Source organism: Catenulispora pinistramenti (assembly GCF_018274385.1).
In the GTDB taxonomy this organism is placed as follows: Bacteria; Actinomycetota; Actinomycetes; order Streptomycetales; family Catenulisporaceae; genus Catenulispora; species Catenulispora pinistramenti.
The window spans coordinates 61,495-78,092 of record NZ_JAAFYZ010000020.1 but is presented as its reverse complement, the minus strand read 5'-3'; the positions used below and the strand labels follow the sequence as shown (position 1 = coordinate 78,092).

Genomic DNA, 16,598 nt, shown 5'->3' with positions numbered 1-16,598 from the left:
CCGAACAGCTTCGGCTTCCCTTGCTGAACGACGGCCGGATCGACGTCGGCGAGCTGCTCGACCAGCTCTACGCACGAGGCGTGCGCAGCCTGCTGCTGGAAGGCGGGTCGACTTTGGCAGCCTCCTTCGTCACCGCCGGGCTGGTGGATCGGGTCCTGGCTTACGTGGCACCTGCCCTCCTGGGTTCGTCCGGAGTCCCGGTCCTGGCGAATCTCGGGCTGACCTCGATCGAGGACATCCTGCGGCTCAAGATCCAGGATGTAACGATGCTCGGTGACGACGTCCGCATCGAGATGCGGACGTAAGGCAGGAACCACGACCGCGGCGACGGCGCACAGAAGCGGTGCGGCAGAACGAGGGATGTCCCGTAGAGCTTGTCCGGTCGATCATGTACGGAGCCCAATGACGAGGGCCGCCGTGGTGACGGTGGACGGTGCCGAGGAAGACGTAGCTGCGTTTGTCGTAGCGGGTGGCGCCGGCACGGAACTGCTTCAGCTTGTTGATGGCTTGTTCGATGCTGTTGCGCTTGCCGTAGCACTGTTTGTCGAAGCCCGGTGGCCGTCCACCGCGCGATCCCTTGCGCAGGCGGGCGGCTTGGCTGTCGGACTTCTCCGGGATGGTGTGCCGGATCCCGCGCCGGCGCAGCCAGCGGCACCCCGGCCGTCGGCACTCAGATGGATCTTGCAGGTGAAGCCACCGCGGGAACAACCGCAACCGCACCTCGTCAGTCAGATCACCCCGCCCCATGACCTGAACAACGAACCAAGCTACGTCACGTCACAAGACCGACCGGACAAGCTCTAGCGTCTGCGGGTGTTTCGCCAGGAAGGCGACTCAACCTGATCAGCTGCAAACCTCGACCAACAGAGTCGCCACGACAGCCCTCAGCCATCCCCGATCGGCCTTGAGCACCTGGTCACCGCATATTTGGATCAACCTGCTGCCGGAGGCGTGTCATCGTACATGCCCTCCAGCCGCCGCAACAGAAGCTCTTCGTTGTCTACGACGTTCACGTAGATCGCCAGCAGCACGGGTACGCTGTTTCCCGCCCACATGGCGACGTTCGCCGGCGGGACCCCGCGGTTTAGCCAGTTGGTCAAGCACAGGTGCCGCCAGTCGTACAGAGTCCGCGCGAGCACCGAATCGATCTGTTCCGCCGACATCACCGCCTCGCGGGCACGCTTGAGCGACTTGTCGAACACCCGGTAGTTCAGCTCGCCACCCCGCTGTCCGCTGAACAGTCGGGCCTTGCCCTTGAGCTTCCTGCCCTCGATGTAGGCAACGAGCTTCGCCGCCAGGACCGGATGGGCCGGCACCGTGCGGGTGGTCTTCTTCCCACGGTGCTTGAGCTGGCGGCGTTCGCGACGTGTGCCGTCATCGGTCCACCGCTTGTCCGTCTCGGGCGAGGACTCCTCGAAGACGAGACTCCCCCAGCCGCCCCGCTGCTTGGGCGGGACGAAGTTCTCGGCCAGTAACGCCACGACTTCTTCCGGCCGGAGCCCGGCGCGATACATGACCTCCATCGCCAAGGACTGCGCCTCCCCGTTGCGGCTCGTACGCACCACCGCAGCAAGCAGCGACTCGGCCAGCGCGTTGTCAGCCAGACGGCGGCGATCGATGGGGACGATCGCGGTCGTCGCGCGATTGGCCTTGGTGTCGGTGATCTCCATGTTGTCCAACGGGTTCTTCCTCAGCTGCTGGAGTCTGACGCAGTAGTTGAGAAAGCTCTTCAGGATGGTGCGGTATCGCTTGTAGGACGACTCCGCCATCGGCGTTCCGTCGAGCTTGCTGGTCACCTTGGAGAAGACGGTCTCGAAGATGTCCGCGTCGTCCAGAACGTTCACCAGCCGGGTATGACCGGCAATCCACGACACAATCTCCGCCATGTCGTCCGGCATGCCCGCGCGATGGTTCACGGCGAACTGCCAGATGCGCAGCGCTGAGCGCAGTTGTTGCCCGTTGAAGCGCGCCGGGAGTACGTCATCCAACATCGCGACCGTGAACGCCGTCATGGTCTTCGCGATGTCGACTCGGTAGGTCGCCGCAGCGTCCTTCCACTTACGGTCGACGAACGCCGTCGCCAGGTCGAGAGCCGTGCGCATCTCGACCGCCGGCGGGGTCAGCGCAGCAATCGTCGTGAGATGCGATACGGGCAGGCCCGTGATGAAGGCGAACGCCTCGCCGCTCCGCTGAGCCGCGATCAGCATCGACTGGTGGCTGCTGGCCGCCCGCTTGCTCTTGAACTGCTCGCGACGCGGCTTCGTTTCGTCGCCGAGGAACCAACGGCACTCATAGGTTGATTTTCCCCGGGCGCCCTTGAACTCGCGGATCTCCCAGATGCGGACTTTGAAGGTGGCCTCGGCGTTCAAGATGCCGCCTCCCGCTGCTCAATCCAGCGGTCCACCTCAGTTCGGCGGAAGCGCAGTCTGCCGTTGGGCAGTTTGAAGCTCCTCGGCGCCACCCCTCTCGCGTCCCAGTCGTAGTACGTGGACTTGGGCAGCGGATTCTCTTCGTCGTCGCCGAGTTCGGCCAGCAGTTGCTTGAGGGAGAGCAGCTCTATGCGTGGCACGGTTGTTTCCTCGTTGCAGGGCCGGAGCGGTTCCGAGTCACGAATGCGGAGACCCCAGCGGCTAGACCCAAATGAACGGCAACGGCCATCCGGATCGATTCTGTTCGTTACAGCTAACACAATGATCAGTCCTCAGCTAACACGCGGCAACTTGTGGCGCTCCCATGAACACAGGCACTGCTCGGTACCGGCGCCGACCGCAAGCCGTGCCCTCACGGACAGGGCCTGGCTTGCGGCCAGCGCTGGATTTACCGAGGAGAGAGCGGCGCTAGACCAGGGAGTCGCCGCAATCCAGGGCGATGTCCGCCCAGTTCAGTGCTCTTTCGGCGACCCGGCGGCACCACTCTTCGCGACAGGCTGCTTCGGCAGGCTCATTCGCGAACGCCGTGCGGACTGCCCGGGTCAACCCGTTCCAGTCCCGGTGCACTCTCAGCGCCTCACTGATGGCTCGCGCCACCTGAGTGATCGTGAGAGCGGCACCCGATTCAACATCAGAGCAGAACAAGGCGTCGGTCATACAGGCCAGGGCAAGGCTGCTTTCGTCGAGGTCAAACATGGCCGTCACCGCCCAGCCTCAGCCGGAGCGACATACTGACCGACCAGGTGGCCGGAGATCGCGACCCGGCCGCCGTTGCGCGAGATCCGCCCGAGAGCGACGACGCGACGCGGCTGGTCTGGGTCTTCAGGGATGCTTGCCGTGACCATGCCGACCACGACTCCAGCAAACTCGCGCCGGGACATGACGAACTGAGACATGGAGTCCTCCTGTGTAGGGGTGTCCTGGCCCGGCCGGTGCGGTAACACCAAACCGAGCGATTCCTTGATCGAGCCGAGCGCCAACTCAGCCCGAGGTGATGTGAGGGTGAAGCGTCAGTGCCAGTCGCTCACCGGCTCCACCACCGCGCGGTATCGACGCCGGCGGCGAAAGCGAAGATCACGATGGTGAACGTGAGCTCCTTCGGGACCAGCGATAGCCCGAGCGGCGCGAAGCCGTCGGAGAGCGTCATGTCGCCGTCGTCGAGGATGGGGACGAACTCATCCTCGTCCTCCAAGGACAGGAACTCGTCGTCAGGAATGGCAAAATGAGTCACTGGATTCCCTCCTGTGTAGGGGTCCTGGCCCGGCCGGTGCGGTAACACCGAGTCGAGCGTGTAGCGAGGGGGTCGGGCGCCAACCCGGCCCCCTCTCGCGCTTCCAAGATTCACCATAACTCAGAACTCTTAGAGTTTTAGAGGTCCAAAAGAGTGAATCTCTTTGGATATGGGCTGATAGCAGGCTAGAAAGGTAGGACACGCTGGCCCCTGACTCGATCCCAGCCGGAAGGTACCCGATGACGCCCCTTGACCGTGATGCTCCGCAGGGTTCGGATGCACGGCCCAAGACTCGGCCAAAACAGGCGCTGATCCGCCCCGATCAGCAGACTGCGCTGGACCACCTGGCTCGCGAGCTGCACGACGCTCGCAGCGTCAAGGGTGAAAGGATCACCGCCAACACGGTGCTACGAGTCGCTATCGACGGCCTCGTCGAGCACGGCAACCAACTACACGGCGACAACGAAGTGCAACTACTCGCCTCGTGGCGCGAGTTCCTGGGCATTGCCGCGCCGTTGGGCACCCTTGAACCAGGACTCAGCGACCTGGTCAACGGCCTAGACGGAGCCCGGAACAGAGTGAGCGATCAGATCACCGTCGGCATGCTGATCCGAATTGCGGTCGCCGGCCTCGCCCGGCACCGAAGCGCGCTGCACGGCACGACCGAATCAGAGCTGTTGGCGTCCTGGCTGGAGTTCCTCGATAAGCGCGAGGCAGCAGCCGACCACTGAGCGCAGAAATCAAACGGCCCCGACGGTGAAGATCTTGGCGGATCCCATCGGGGCCTGATCAGAGGAAGGCACCCCTGATGTCTCACCAGAATACGGCGTGGCCTGCATGCCCGGACGGACCATCATCCGCGGCGGCCACGCGCGCGTCCGGCACCACTCCCCCACCAAACTGGCTTGCTCACGGGCTGCTGGCGCTGGCCGGAACCATGCTGTTCGCGCTCGCGTGCGCTTCCGCATGGCTGTCGTACCACGCGCAGGTCGGGTACGTCCTGGCCCACAACGGCAACCTGCGGACGGAGGCGAAGATCTGGGCTCTGCTCCTGGACGCCGGGACGGCAGGTGTTTCCCTCCTCCGCCTCTACGAGACAGTCCAGTGCCGCACCAGCACCGCCACCAGGATCTCGCTACTCGGGTGCATCACGGCGAGCGTTGCGATGAATCTGCTGAACACTCCGTCTCGCTCGCCCGGCGGGTATCTGGTCGCAGCTGTTCCGCCCGTGATGTACGCCGTGTTTCTGGAGCACCTGCTCGCCAACATCCGCAGTGTCCTGGCACCCGACGAGGCGCGGCGCAGCATGTGGCGCACGTCCACGTTGTGGATCAACTTTCCAGGCCGGATGTGGAGCAAGCAGCGCGGTTCGCTCCGGTATGAGGCTGAAGGCGCCCTCGCCGTGCCGGCTGCCGGGGATGACTCGCAACGCGCCGCTTCGAAGATGGAAGAGCATGCGGAGCAGCCCGAAGGGGACGCCATGGCCAACCCACACGCTAAGACGCCTGCCACGCACGCGTTTCGACGCGGTCGAGGCCCCGGACCGAAGCGCGTCGCTTTCGAAGCAGCTCTGAAGGATCAGATGCAGTCCGGCGACCTGCGCCTGTTCTCCGAAGACGAGCGCGAGCGGAACGCAGCTGCCTATCAGGCCGCAGCATCACTTCCTGCGCCACTGTCACGAGGGGCGGCCCGGCGCTATGTGGTGCAGGCACTGCCCCGCTTGGGCGGAAGTGGTACGCCCGACAGGTCGCCAGTTCCGACAAGCACATCGAAGTTGGACTGACACAGCTCAAGCAGCTCCGCGTCCTGACCCAGCGCGGAGGCTCAGTCTGCTCCGGACCGAACGACTGGCATGGTGGCGGGCGCTTGTTCTCCGAGGGCGGCAGCGTCTGCCACTGGGTGCCCGCGCCGGTCAGGCTCATCCACACAGGAGACAACTGGCGCATTCGAAGCGACACCGGAAAGGCAGTCACGCACCCGAGACAATGGAAGACCAGTCAGCCCGGCGATACCCGGCCTGGTCTCGCCCAGGCGATCCAGTGAGCGGACAGACTCACAAATAATGGCTTCGAACGGCACCGCTGCTACTTCGGCAGTCACGTGTATCCGCTCCACTTCGCCTTGCGCCTGATAGAAGTCAGCCAGAGCCGCTTCGACCTGCTTCTCCCGTTTGATGCGCTCTGCATCTCGCTGAGCCACCGCTTCCTGCGCTTTGGTCAGCGCCAGAGTCCGCGCTGAAGCTCCAGTTCGTCGTGCCATGTTCACTACCGTAAGCGGGCGCCACAGAGACGGCCACCTGGACGCACCTCAGCTAACGCATCGGCGATCCGAGTCACTGCTTCCGCTGGGCATATACTGGGCATCAGTGGTTAACTAATGCCATGACCAGCTTCTTCACGATCACGAGACGCTAGCCGTGGCCGCGCCGAGCGCTTCGGGTGCGGTCCTACGTGATCTGCTGCGGGCCGGGCTTCCGTTGTCGGACTACGCCTCAGTCGATCCGGTCCTGCTGGACCTACGCGGCGTCGTAGCGCGCGCCGCGTGGCCGGACGACCCGGCCAGCCGGCTACGGGCCCTGGACTCGTTGCTGCGTTGGCAGCTCGCGCGTTTCAGCCATCACCGACTCGCTGTCCCGGCCCGCATGCTGTTCGGCGCCGCCCCCGAGACCAGCGGGCTGACATTGACCGAGCGGCGGGAGAAGGCCGCGGCGTCGGCCGACTACGAGGTCCATCACTTCCGAAAGCGCGTCGAGCCGGAGATCTGCGAACGGCTCGCGGACCTGCTGAACGCCGACAGCGAGGACTTGCGCAGCCGCGCGATCCCGCCGGCTCTTGGCCAAGCTCGCAGACCTCTACGGCTGCCGGCCGATGTGTTCGCCTGGGAGGCCGCCGAGCACGAACAGGCGCTCTCCTCGCTCTGGTCCGGCGTCTACGCGCTCCGAGCCGCCCTGCTCGCCGCCGCCGTGGCCTCCGGAACCGGCGGGCCGGACTCCACGCAGGCGACCGACGCTGCCCGCACTGCCTTGTGGCGGCTGGCCCAAACCCTGCGCGCAGCCGCCGCATACGTGACCGCCTACGGTCCGAGTGTGCTCGGGGCCGACCCACCAACCGAGCCCGAGGAGTTGGCGCTGCTGGCCGGCTGGTACCCCGCCGTGAGCGACGATCTCGCCGCCGCACTTGCGGCAGGCGCCGCCCAATCCGAACAGCCCGAGCTGTTCTGGGCCGCCGTCCAAACCAGCCCTGCCGCCACGGCAGCGGACGCCTGGTGTACCGAACTAGCCGCCTCCGCGGCCCCTGCCGAACAAGGAGTGTCCTGATGGACCTAGCCGCATTGATCGACCCGTCCGGACCACCTCGCCGCTATGTCATCACCGGCGGGCCATCCGCCGGCAAGGAGGCTGTCCTCAGCGATTTCGCCGACCGCGCCATTCCGGCCACCGAGGGCGAACCGGCCCGCGAGATCTACCGCGCGCACCGCGAGCGCCTTGGCCGCCACCTGCAGGTTGGAGACCGTCGCGAGTACTCGCGTGAGGTCCTGGCAGCGTTCGTGCAGGAATACGCCGCCCACAAGCACGGCCTGCGGTTCTACAACCGCGGCATCCCCGACGGCTACGGCTGGGACGCCTTCTTCGGCCTGTCCCCTTATCCGGAGCTGGAGGAGGCCGCAAGGATCTACCGCTACGACGCCGTGTTCGTCCTGGACCCGCTGGACACCTTCGCGGGCGAGGACGACCTGGTGTTCGCGCAGGACCGGGAGATCCGCCGTGTCCACGAACTGATCGTCCAGGGCTACTACGACACCGGATATCGCCCGATCTTCATCCCGGCTGACGACCCCGCCAAGCGCGTCGATCAGATCCTCGCCAACGTGTCCGCGCCCACCGCCTAGCAGCGCAGGAGAACGCTCATGGCCCTCGAACAGACCGTGGAGATCGTCAGCCCGAACAACGTCCTGGCCAACGCGATGCTGCGCAGCATCGACATGATCCGGCCTCGCCTCCAGGCGTCCCGGCCCGAGCGGGTCGCCTTCTGTGTGGGCACTCAGATCAACGGCGCCCCGCACCTGGGCACCTCCCTGGTGCAGACCGCCGCATTTCTACTGGCCAAAGCTGCCAAGCGCACCTTCAACGTCGATGCGATAGTCCGCTTCGGCGCGCTGGACAACGCCCCCTACGACGTGGTGTTGGACCCTGAGACGCACCATGCCTACCAGCAGACCTACCACCATGCCCTGGGCGCGGCCGCCGTCGACGGCCTGATCGACCAGTACTACCGGGCGTTCTTCGACTCCTTGGCCGACGCCACCGGAGTGGACTACGAAGTCGAGACCTACACCGCCCAGCAAGCCGACCCTGTGTTCCGGTACGAGTTCCTGGCGACGCTGGGTCATCTGGAGACGATCCGCTGGCCGCTGGCCCCCTCCCACGGCCAAGTCCATCTGCGCTTCCCGTGCCCGGGATGCGGCTGGGCCGAGAAGCGCGCTGAGCGCACCCGTCTGGTCACCGCCGGCTCCGGCGGCGCCGATTTCGCAGCGGTCTGCATCGACCACGGCGACTACAAGGTCACGATCACCCCGGACAGCCATGCCTACCTGGACCTGGCCACCCTGTACCGGAACCTCGTCAAGGAGCGTGTGGCAGCCCGCGACGCTGTGACGCTATCTGTGATGATCAAAGGTGGCGACTGGGCGTTCGGTTGCCAACTCGTCGACGAAGCCTTCACCCAACTGCCCGGCCTCACCCCGCCGCCGCGCGTATTCACCCCCATGGTGCTGACTGACACCGGTGCCAAACTGTCCAAGTCCCTCATTCGGGAAGGCCGGATGGCTCCCCCGCCCGGCGCCCGGCCCTGGATGCTGGACGCGACCGCCTGGACCGGCGCCGTGGACGACTACGTCGACGCGATGGTCTGGCTGGTGGGTCGCATGCTGTCGGACCCCAAACACTTCTACCGCTCATACACGACCCTGGAGATCGACCGCCTAATGAACGCCCGCCCCGACACCGAGACCGGCGTGCGCGCCCGCGAGATGAACCTTTACCGCCGCTACTTCGACCTGGTCGCATCCGGCCGCAAGACCATCGAGGTCCGGGTCCAGTACCCCAACCTGCGCAGCCTGGCCGCCGGCGACCACATCCGCTTCATCTGCGGCACCGACGACGCCCTGACGCGCGTCAAGCGCGTCGCCCGCTACACCTCCTTCGAGCAGATGCTCGACACCGAGGGCCCGGCGCGGGTCAACCCTGACAGCCCGCGCGAGCAACAACTCGCCAACATCCGCCGGATCTACGGCCCGGAGAAGGAAGCCCTCGGCGTCCTGGCCATCGAGATCGAACTCGTCTGAGACAGGTCAACCTCGCCGCAGCTACCAGTACGTTCTCTGCACTTCGCTCGATTGGGTGAGGGCAGTCCGGACCCGAGCTCTTCTGATGTAGGCGACAAGCGGGGCAGCGATCCGTAGCCCGCGAAACCCTGTGCCGGACGGTCTATAGGACTTGAACTCGCGAACCGGCACCGCATTCTCGAACCACACCGCCCACGCGTCAGCCAGCGGCCGACGCAGTTCCTCACCTGACGGCTCGATGTATCCGACCTCGAACCCCACCGCCGGAGAGCTCGTAACTCTTCCAGGCACGACGCTCAACACGCGCGACATGACCGGCAACCCCACCCCTTGATGCAAGGTCACCGTGACCCGGGCAAGATCGAATGCAGCATAGCGCCGATCGACGTGGAGTTGATCAAACCACTCAATGCGTGATCGTCAACCAACGGCGACGAGCCGCCTCGTATGTTCGCCGCGAAACGCTTCGTCAGTGGCCTGGCGCAAGCACGGCAGCAACGGTGGCGAAGTCGTCCAGAGGCAACTCGACCAGACTGTGACATCCGCGCTCACCACATTCGCAGGCGAACGGGTAGCCCGCTGGCTGTGAACCGTCTCGTTATTCTCCTGGGCTCGCGTCACGTAATGGGCCGGCCCCGGCTAGCATGGCGGCCTATGAGCGATCGTCCGAACGCCAGTCCGGGTGAGGTTCTTGCTCAGGTGGTGAGCTGTGACCACGACGGCTATGAGCCGGATCTCAGCGATGGCCGCCGGGTTGAGTACGTCGTCACCGCAGTGCGGAGGGCCTTCGCGCATGCGCATGCCGTTGACGATCCGAACGACAAGCATCGCGAGCTTGCCGACGTCCTCGCTCGGAAGTTCAAGGTCGGCATTGAGACGCTGCCTGGTCGCCGTTTCAGCTATCGCGTCGTCCCTGCCGAGCACGGCAAGTTCATGGTCGACTTCGAGCTGGTCGGCGGACCGGAGGCTCAAGTCGTTGAGTGAGAGCTCTCGTCGGGTAGTGTGCCGACGAGAGCATCGATGCGGCGTGTCTAACTGGCCTTGGGCGAGCCTTCCCTGATCGCGCTCTTGGAGCGCTTGTTCGGCCGGCAGCTGGGGCCGTTCATGATGACCTGATGACTGTTGTTGATCACTCTGTCCAGGAGGGACTCGGCGACGACGGGGTTGGGGAACAACAGATACCAATCGACGCCACGCCGTGACGTCGCGGTATCCGGGCAGGTGGTCCGGCAACGGCCGACCGAAGTAGTGCCACTGTCCCCACCGCCGACGCCAAGGCCCGAACGAACCGGACTACAGCCAACAGCGTGCTCACAACCGGTGCTCTCCTTCCCGTTCCCCCTTCTTCGCCGCTACAGGCTGAGTACAGCGGTTTCAGGCCTGGCGGTCGCGTCGGCCGTCATGGCAACCGAGTCGATGCCGACGATCGGCAGGATCCTGGCTGCGGCGAACACCGTCACCGAGGTGCTGGTCGCGGTCACGGTACCGGTGGGCCGCTGGCCATCGAAAACATCTGCTCGACGCGGCCTTGGCTTGGTCTGGTTCCAAGGCCTTGATCTGGCCTCGATGCACGGCGGCGACGCCAAGTTGCTGCGCCCCCGTGCACGCAGCCTCACGCCGTCTCCGCCTCGGCCAGGTAGACCCTGGCCGCCTCCTCCTCCGGAGCGCCGATGCGGCGGTAGATGGCGATCGCCTCCCGGAACCCGGCCAGTGCGGCGGGGCCGGCGCCGGCACGGATCTCGCAGCGGGCTGCGCCCTCGGGGGCCTGCGCCTCGTAGATGAAGCTGCGGACCTCACGGGCGAGTCGGAGCGCCTGGCGGTACAGGGGCAGCGCCTCGTGCGGTCTCGCGGTGCCCGCGAGGATGCCGGCGAGGCTGTTGAGGATCTCCGCCTCGCCCTGCCGGTCCCCCACCACTCGGATGAGGGCCAGCGACTGTTCGTGGAGGTCGGCCGCGGCCGCCGTGTCGCCAGTGGCCAGGCGGAGGCGGCCCAGGTCGTAGAGGGCGATCGCCTCGCCGTGCGGGGTGCCGAGCTCCCGGCACAGCGCCAGGACCTGTTCGTGGAGGTCGGCGGCGGCCGGGTAGTCCTCGGCCGCCAGGCTGATGGCCCCAAGCCGGACAGGGCACTGGCCTCGCCGTGGCGGTTGCCGATCTCCTGGAAGATCGCCAGGGCCCGCTCGTGCAGCCGGGCCGCCGCCGGGAGGTCGCCGATCGTATGGTGTGCGCGGGCCATGTCGTTGAGGGTGTTGGCCTCGCCCAGGCCGTCGCCGAGCTCCAGGTAGATCGCCAGCGCGCGGTCGTGCATGCCGGCCGCGGCCGGGTACTCGCCGCGCATGCGGTGGACGCGGCCGATCTCGAAGACCGCGCTGGCCTGGCCGCGGCGGTCGCCGAGTCGCTCGAACAGTGCCAGGGCCTGCTCGTGCATGCCAGCCGCGCCCGGGAAGTCGCCGGTGTGGAACCGTGCCCGGGCCATGTTGTTGAGGGCGTTGGCCTCGCCCTGGTGGTCACCGAGGTCCCGGTAGATCGTCAGCGACCGCTCATAGAGATCGGTCGCGGCCGAGTAATCGCCCATCATGTGGCAGACACGGCCCAGGTCCCAGAGGGCGTCGGCCTCGCCCCGGCGGTCGCCGCCGCGGTGCGCGGCCTGTGCCGCGGCGCCGTGCAGGGCGGCGGCCTGCGGCCACAGCCCCTCCTGGATGAGGAAGGCCGCGAGTGTGGGCGATCACGAAAATCCGCACGATCTCATGATCGCGATCACGTAATTCCCCAGGTCGGCGTCGTTCGTCCCTGCGGGGTCGAGGTCTGACGTCTATCGGTCTTCGACGGGCTGCGTTCCCGCCTGCGGGTGGTTTCAGTGGTTTGTCATACTTCGTAGCGCTCGTTCTTCGGTCCCCTAGGTAGCACGGCCTCGGGTCGGGAGGGACGGGGTCGCGAAGTACGCGTTCTTCATCCCCCTGCACTCACGGTTCGACGGACCGATGGGCAGCTGGATGGGAAGGAGGACGTCCACTGTGGTCGACATCATGGAGATCTTCGTTCACTGGTATGCGGGCCGCTCGAAGACGGAAGTGGCGATGTCGCTGGGTGTGGATGCGAAGACCGTCAGGAAGTACCTCGTGCCGGCCGAGCGGTCCGGGACCGTGCCGGGCGGGCCGCCGATGAGCGAGGAGGACTGGTCCAAGCTGATCAAGAGCTGGTTCCCGGAGATGAGCGACCGGCGGCTGCGGCAGATCACCTGGGGTGAGATCGACCCGCACCGGGAGTTCGTCAAAGAGCTGCTGGGGACGGTGAACATGTCCACGATCCATCAGCGGCTGCGGGACGAGCACGGTCTGACGGCGCCGGTCGCGACGTTCCGGCGCTGGGTGCGGGCCACGATGCCCGAGCAGTCGGAGCGCTCACGGGTCACCGTGCTGCTCGATGAGGTCGAGCCGGGCTCGGAAGCGCAGATCGACTACGGGTTCCTCGGCCAGTGGACGAACCCGCGCTCCGGCAAGCGCCACCGGATCTGGGCGTTCGTGATGGTGCTGCCGTGCTCGCGGCACATGTTCGTCCGTCCGGTGGTCAGCATGGACCAGCACTCCTGGACCGAGTCGCACGTCGCCGCGTTCGACTACTTCGGCGGTGTCCCGCGCCGGCTGGTGCCGGACAACCTGAAGACCGGCGTGGACAAGCCCGACCTCTACGACCCGAAGATCAACAAGGCGTATGCGGAGCTGGCCAGGCACTACGGGACCCTGGTGGATCCCGCTCGGGCTCTGCATCCCAAGGACAAGCCAAGAGTCGAACGTCAAATGCCTTATATCAGGGACTCCTTCTGGGCCGGGCGGGAGTTCGTCTCGCTGGAGCACATGCAGGCCGAGGCGATCGAGTGGGCCCAAGTAGTGGCCGGGCGCCGGCAGTGCCGGCCGCTGGGCGGAGCGGGTCCGGCCCAGGTGTTCGCCGCCGTCGAGGCCGAGACGCTGCTGCCGCTGCCGGAGACGCCGTTCACGCTGGCCCGCTGGTCGACCGCCGTCGTGGGCCCGGACATCCACATCCGCGTGGGCCGCACCCTGTATTCGGTGCCGTGGGCGCTGATCGGCCGCCGCGTCGACGTCCGCTCGACGGCCACGATGGTCCAGGTGTTTCTGGACGGCGACATGGTCAAGACCCACACCGCACTTGAGCAGGGCAAACGCACCGACAAGAACGACTACCCGCCGGAGAAGATCGCCTTCCAGATGCGGACCCCGGTCTGGTGCCGCACCCAGGCCGCCGCGGTCGGCGAGGCCTGCGGCCACGTCATCGACGGGCTGCTGGAGGTCAACGCCCTCTACCGGCTGCGCGCCGCCCAAGGCGTGGTCGGCCTGCGCAAGAAGTACGGTGACCAGCGCCTGGAGGCCGCCTGCGCCAAGGCCATCGCCGTCGGCGACCCGTCGTATCGCACCGTCAAGGGAATCCTGATCGCCGGCACCGAGACCGAACCGGAACCGGAGACCGGGGACGCCGGGGCCGCGGCGTTCCTGCACGGCCCGGCCGGACTGTTCGCGGCCGCCGCGGCACCGGACCCGACGAACGACGCCGCTCACCCCGAGGTCCCCGACGACGACGAAGGCGGTGCCCGATGAACCCGGTCAACAACGCCCTGCGCGAATCCCTCAAGGCCCTGCGTCTGTCCGGCATGCTGGACACTCTGGACGCCCGGCTGATGCAGGCCCACGGCGGCGAGCTCGGCCACCTGGAGTTCCTCCAGGTCCTCTGCCAGGACGAGATCACCCGTCGGGAGACGGTCGCCTTCCAGCGCCGTCTGCAACGAGCCCGGTTCGAGCAGCAGGTCACGCTGGAGGAGTTCGATTTCACGGCCTCCTCCAAACTGCCCGCCGCCCAGATCCGCGACCTGTCGGCGCTGCGCTGGCTGCATGCCGGAGAGTCCGTCATCCTGTTCGGGCCGGTCGGCGTCGGGAAGACGCACGTCGCCCAGGGACTCGGGCACCTGGCCGTCCGCCAGGGCGCGAACGTCCGGTTCGCGAAGACCAGCCGCGTCCTGGCCGACCTGGCCGGCGGGCATGCCGACCGCACCTGGGATAAGCGGGTCCGTGAGCTGGTCCGTCCCGACGTGCTCATCCTCGACGACTTCGCGATGCGCCAGATGACCGCGCCCCAGGCCGACGACCTCTACGAGCTGGTCAGCGAACGCCAGGGCAGGAGCCTGATCGTCACGAGCAACAGGGCACCATCCGACTGGTATCCGCTGTTCCCGAACCCGGTCGTCGCCGAGTCACTCCTGGACAGACTGATCAACACCAGTCACCAGGTCATCATGAACGGCCCCAGCTACCGGCCGAACAAGCGACCGAAGAACCCCGCCGCCAAGGCGGAGGAGCCCACGATCAAGTAGGGCAACCGGTCACGGGCGATCATCGGGCGCCGCATACTCTGGCCCGATGATGCGTGACCTGATCAGCGCCTTCCGTGCCGCAGCCAAAGACCGGATGACCGCGGCCGGATGGCGCAAACGCAGCGGCGACATCTACACCCTGGATCTCGGCGACGGCTTCCATGCCTGGCTCGGACTGAACAAGGCCACCCGAGCACTGCCGCTGCAGGTGAACCCGGTCGTCGGCCTGCACTACGAGCCGCTGGAACAACTCGTCGCCGAACTCCTCGGGACCCCGCCCACCACCGGCACCTTGAGCCGCCCGGTCGGTTACCTCACGCCGGAGAACCGTTTCCTGCAGCTCGAAATCGCCACCTCAGAGCAAGCTGAGCCGGCGGCCGGCCGCCTTCGAGACCTGGTCGATGCCTACGGTTTGCCGTTCGCGCGCCGCTACGCCGATTCCGACGCCCTGCTGGCGGCACTGCGCACGACGCATTTCGTCGCCAACCCCGACCGCAAGAACCTGCTCATCCCGGCCCTGCACCTGCTCCGTGGTGAGCTCCAAGAGGCCCGTGACCGTCTCGCCGACGGATTGGCCGCCTACGGGAACGACGCGACGATCCCCATCGCAGCGGAGTACCAGCTCTTCGCGAACCACCTCACCGAACGCCTCACCGCGGCCTCCCCGCAAGCCTAGATCCCTTGGACGCCCAGGGAATTACGTGATCGTGAGCCTCGGGAATTACGCGATCGTCCACAGGGATCACCTCGTCCTGGCGGCCCAGCCGCAGCTCGGCACCGATCCAGCCCTCGGCGGTACGGCAGCGCAGCTCGTCGAACCGGCTGGCCTCGTCGGCCAGCCAGCCCTCGGCGACCACGTCGGCCAGGAACGGCCCCCGCCACAGGTCGAACGCGGCCCGGTAGCCCCGGCCGGGGTCCGCCCAGCGGGCCGCATCGAAAGCTCGAACCCGTCCTCTGGCCATCCTCCCCCCCCGCAGCGTGGAGACATTCAGTGGTGGGCGTCGTCGTCAATAGACTCGCCTTCCAAGCCCTCGACCGCAACGGCATACACTCATCCGCGAGGGTGCGGAACTACCCACCGCAGCACCGTCAACCACCAAGACCGCTTGGTGTAAGGCGGCTCAACGGCGCAAGGTTCAGGAGGGCGCGGAATGGCCCGAATGACATTTATGTCGGATTCTTTCAAACCCAAGGATTGCTGCACTGCGTTCAGGTAGGTCGGCAGGTCAGGCAGTGCGGTCCCCGCGCATACGGGGCTGGTCCCTGCACGCACGCCTGGAGCCTCCAGACCCAGTCGCGGTCCCCGCGCATGCGGGGCTGGTCTGCCGACGGCACTGTGACCGCGTCGTTCAGTCCTCGTCCGTGCACGCCAGCACGAGATCGACTCCGCTCCCCCGTGCGACGACCGCGCGATCGAAGGTCGCTGTGGTGATCGGCCGCCAACCCTGCGACTTCCCGGCAGGGACGAAGCCGGGCAGCGGATGGTCGCCGTTGGCGTGCCACCGCGCCTCCGGCCCGAGCGCCGCGATCACGTCGGCCTCAAGAGCGCACAGCTTGGGATCGGACAGCGGGTCGGTGGCTGCCGGGTAGGCCAGCGAGCCGCTGAGGATTCCGGCGATCCAGCCGGTGGCGGCGGTCGAGTCGAAGGCGGGTAGCCAGGTGAACCGCTCGGCTAGGGCATCGGCGTTGGCGATGTCGAATAGATCGGATCGCCTCAGGGCGTCCCAGGCGACGTCGAAGAGCGACCGGTCTTCGACGGTCGGGGCCAGCAGCGCGGTGTACACGCTAGAGTGCCGGTCGGCCTGATGCCGCGCCAGCCGGTTCCGGAGCGGGGAGGGCTTCTTCGCCATGGTGCGGTCGAGACTACTCGGTCCTTCGGCGCGTCTCTTCGACCCGCCCTGACAAACCTGACAGGACAGCTCCGGACTGAAGTGCCCGGCTCGTGGTTCATCAGATCAAGCGCCGCACAAATGTGCGCCCGAAAGCCGCCCGGTTCGAGACGGGGAGTCTGCCTCGGCACGTACCCCGCCGAGCTCATGGCGGAAGTCGTCAGCCGACCCCCTGCCTCGGCCATGCGATCCCACACCGTTGGCGCAAGATCAATCTGACCTGCGCAAGATCACGTGCAAACTATCTCTAACCAGTGCATAGACATCGCGGCGTTAGCCCACGTGAACAGAATGCCCTATATTTCTGCTAACACACCTTTTGCAGACAAT

General features: G+C 66.5%; 20 protein-coding genes and 4 pseudogenes. 10 read left to right on the top strand and 14 right to left on the bottom strand.

Annotation, left to right across the window (positions count from 1 at the left end; genetic code table 11):
- Nucleotides 1–305, top strand: a 305-nt coding sequence (locus KGQ19_RS08780; protein ID WP_212008569.1) for a RibD family protein, incomplete at its 5' end; no start/stop codon positions are given.
- Between the two features lie 121 nt (nt 306–426).
- Here the strand turns inward: KGQ19_RS08780 and KGQ19_RS49435 are convergent.
- From KGQ19_RS49435 to KGQ19_RS08750, 6 genes and pseudogenes are all read right to left on the bottom strand, one after another.
- Nucleotides 427–651: pseudogene (locus KGQ19_RS49435) on the bottom strand (IS5/IS1182 family transposase); the annotation flags it as partial.
- 281 nt (nt 652–932) lie between these two features.
- A complete protein-coding gene (locus tag KGQ19_RS08770) occupies nt 933–2,369 on the bottom strand; it encodes a tyrosine-type recombinase/integrase (RefSeq protein ID WP_212008567.1) in 1,437 nt (478 codons plus the stop codon).
- Complete coding sequence (locus tag KGQ19_RS08765; protein WP_212008566.1) at nt 2,366–2,569, bottom strand: helix-turn-helix transcriptional regulator; 204 nt, start codon at nt 2,567–2,569, stop codon at nt 2,366–2,368. The genes KGQ19_RS08770 and KGQ19_RS08765 overlap by 4 nt, the downstream gene beginning before the upstream one ends.
- A gap of 268 nt (nt 2,570–2,837) precedes the next feature.
- Nucleotides 2,838–3,125, bottom strand: a complete 288-nt coding sequence (locus tag KGQ19_RS08760; RefSeq protein WP_212008565.1) for a hypothetical protein — start codon at nt 3,123–3,125, stop codon at nt 2,838–2,840.
- A gap of 5 nt (nt 3,126–3,130) precedes the next feature.
- Entirely contained in the window at nt 3,131–3,325 is a 195-nt protein-coding gene (locus tag KGQ19_RS08755; protein WP_212008564.1) for a hypothetical protein, read from the bottom strand.
- A 128-nt stretch (nt 3,326–3,453) separates the two neighbouring features.
- Entirely contained in the window at nt 3,454–3,660 is a 207-nt protein-coding gene (locus tag KGQ19_RS08750; protein ID WP_212008563.1) for a hypothetical protein, read from the bottom strand.
- Nucleotides 3,661–3,899: 239 nt separating this feature from the next.
- Between KGQ19_RS08750 and KGQ19_RS08745 the strand changes: the two genes are divergently transcribed.
- The gene (locus KGQ19_RS08745; protein WP_212008562.1) at nt 3,900–4,391 is read left to right on the top strand and encodes a hypothetical protein; all 492 of its coding nucleotides are present in this window, start codon (nt 3,900–3,902) and stop codon (nt 4,389–4,391) included.
- 77 nt (nt 4,392–4,468) lie between these two features.
- The gene (locus KGQ19_RS08740) at nt 4,469–5,443 is read left to right on the top strand and encodes a hypothetical protein (RefSeq protein ID WP_212008561.1); all 975 of its coding nucleotides are present in this window, start codon (nt 4,469–4,471) and stop codon (nt 5,441–5,443) included.
- A gap of 41 nt (nt 5,444–5,484) precedes the next feature.
- Here the strand turns inward: KGQ19_RS08740 and KGQ19_RS08735 are convergent, their stop codons facing one another.
- Entirely contained in the window at nt 5,485–5,919 is a 435-nt protein-coding gene (locus KGQ19_RS08735) for a hypothetical protein (protein ID WP_212008560.1), read from the bottom strand.
- A 157-nt stretch (nt 5,920–6,076) separates the two neighbouring features.
- On the opposite strand from KGQ19_RS08735, the gene KGQ19_RS08730 reads away from it, so the two are divergent.
- The 4 genes from KGQ19_RS08730 to KGQ19_RS08715 all read left to right on the top strand — a co-directional run bounded on the left by KGQ19_RS08730 (nt 6,077) and on the right by KGQ19_RS08715 (nt 9,987).
- On the top strand, nt 6,077–6,976 hold the full coding sequence (locus KGQ19_RS08730; RefSeq protein WP_212008559.1) for a hypothetical protein: 900 nt from the start codon (nt 6,077–6,079) through the stop codon (nt 6,974–6,976).
- Nucleotides 6,976–7,548: an AAA family ATPase gene (locus KGQ19_RS08725; protein ID WP_212008558.1), complete on the top strand. Its 573-nt coding sequence runs from the start codon at nt 6,976–6,978 to the stop codon at nt 7,546–7,548. Before KGQ19_RS08730 ends, KGQ19_RS08725 begins: the two co-directional genes overlap by 1 nt.
- Nucleotides 7,549–8,643: 1,095 nt before the next feature.
- On the top strand, nt 8,644–9,003 hold the full coding sequence (locus KGQ19_RS52670) for an ASCH domain-containing protein (protein ID WP_194893755.1): 360 nt from the start codon (nt 8,644–8,646) through the stop codon (nt 9,001–9,003).
- A gap of 654 nt (nt 9,004–9,657) precedes the next feature.
- Nucleotides 9,658–9,987: a hypothetical protein gene (locus tag KGQ19_RS08715; protein ID WP_194893731.1), complete on the top strand. Its 330-nt coding sequence runs from the start codon at nt 9,658–9,660 to the stop codon at nt 9,985–9,987.
- Between the two features lie 47 nt (nt 9,988–10,034).
- Here KGQ19_RS08715 and KGQ19_RS52665 read toward each other — a convergent pair.
- The 5 genes and pseudogenes from KGQ19_RS52665 to KGQ19_RS52655 all read right to left on the bottom strand — a co-directional run.
- A pseudogene (locus tag KGQ19_RS52665) lies at nt 10,035–10,196 on the bottom strand (ATP-binding protein); the annotation flags it as partial.
- A 159-nt stretch (nt 10,197–10,355) separates the two neighbouring features.
- The gene (locus KGQ19_RS50950) at nt 10,356–10,484 is read right to left on the bottom strand and encodes a hypothetical protein (RefSeq protein ID WP_267254829.1); all 129 of its coding nucleotides are present in this window, start codon (nt 10,482–10,484) and stop codon (nt 10,356–10,358) included.
- A gap of 131 nt (nt 10,485–10,615) precedes the next feature.
- The gene (locus KGQ19_RS53630; protein ID WP_194893730.1) at nt 10,616–10,915 is read right to left on the bottom strand and encodes a tetratricopeptide repeat protein; all 300 of its coding nucleotides are present in this window, start codon (nt 10,913–10,915) and stop codon (nt 10,616–10,618) included.
- 15 nt (nt 10,916–10,930) lie between these two features.
- Nucleotides 10,931–11,107 (bottom strand): annotated as a pseudogene (locus tag KGQ19_RS53625) (tetratricopeptide repeat protein); the annotation flags it as partial.
- Nucleotides 11,108–11,199: 92 nt separating this feature from the next.
- A pseudogene (locus tag KGQ19_RS52655) lies at nt 11,200–11,667 on the bottom strand (tetratricopeptide repeat protein); the annotation flags it as partial.
- 346 nt (nt 11,668–12,013) lie between these two features.
- Between KGQ19_RS52655 and istA the strand changes: the two are divergent.
- From istA to KGQ19_RS08685, 3 genes are read left to right on the top strand one after another with little or no spacing between them, the layout of a single operon-like run.
- Nucleotides 12,014–13,609 (top strand): IS21 family transposase, encoded by a 1,596-nt coding sequence (gene istA, locus KGQ19_RS08695; RefSeq protein ID WP_212008557.1) that lies wholly within the window; start codon nt 12,014–12,016, stop codon nt 13,607–13,609.
- Nucleotides 13,606–14,379 carry an IS21-like element helper ATPase IstB gene (gene istB / locus KGQ19_RS08690; RefSeq protein ID WP_194893728.1) on the top strand — a complete coding sequence of 258 codons (774 nt, stop codon included), beginning with the start codon at nt 13,606–13,608 and terminating at the stop codon, nt 14,377–14,379. The genes istA and istB overlap by 4 nt, the downstream gene beginning before the upstream one ends.
- 46 nt (nt 14,380–14,425) lie before the next feature.
- Nucleotides 14,426–15,055, top strand: coding sequence for a hypothetical protein (locus tag KGQ19_RS08685; RefSeq protein WP_194893727.1), 630 nt, complete (start codon nt 14,426–14,428; stop codon nt 15,053–15,055).
- On the opposite strand, the gene KGQ19_RS08680 is transcribed toward KGQ19_RS08685, so the two are convergent.
- Both KGQ19_RS08680 and KGQ19_RS08675 read right to left on the bottom strand, forming a co-directional pair.
- Nucleotides 15,030–15,341, bottom strand: a complete 312-nt coding sequence (locus KGQ19_RS08680) for a BTAD domain-containing putative transcriptional regulator (protein ID WP_194893726.1) — start codon at nt 15,339–15,341, stop codon at nt 15,030–15,032. The genes KGQ19_RS08685 and KGQ19_RS08680 overlap by 26 nt on opposite strands.
- A 387-nt stretch (nt 15,342–15,728) precedes the next feature.
- Entirely contained in the window at nt 15,729–16,229 is a 501-nt protein-coding gene (locus KGQ19_RS08675; protein ID WP_194893725.1) for a hypothetical protein, read from the bottom strand.
- Between the last annotated feature and the right edge of the window lie 369 nt (nt 16,230–16,598).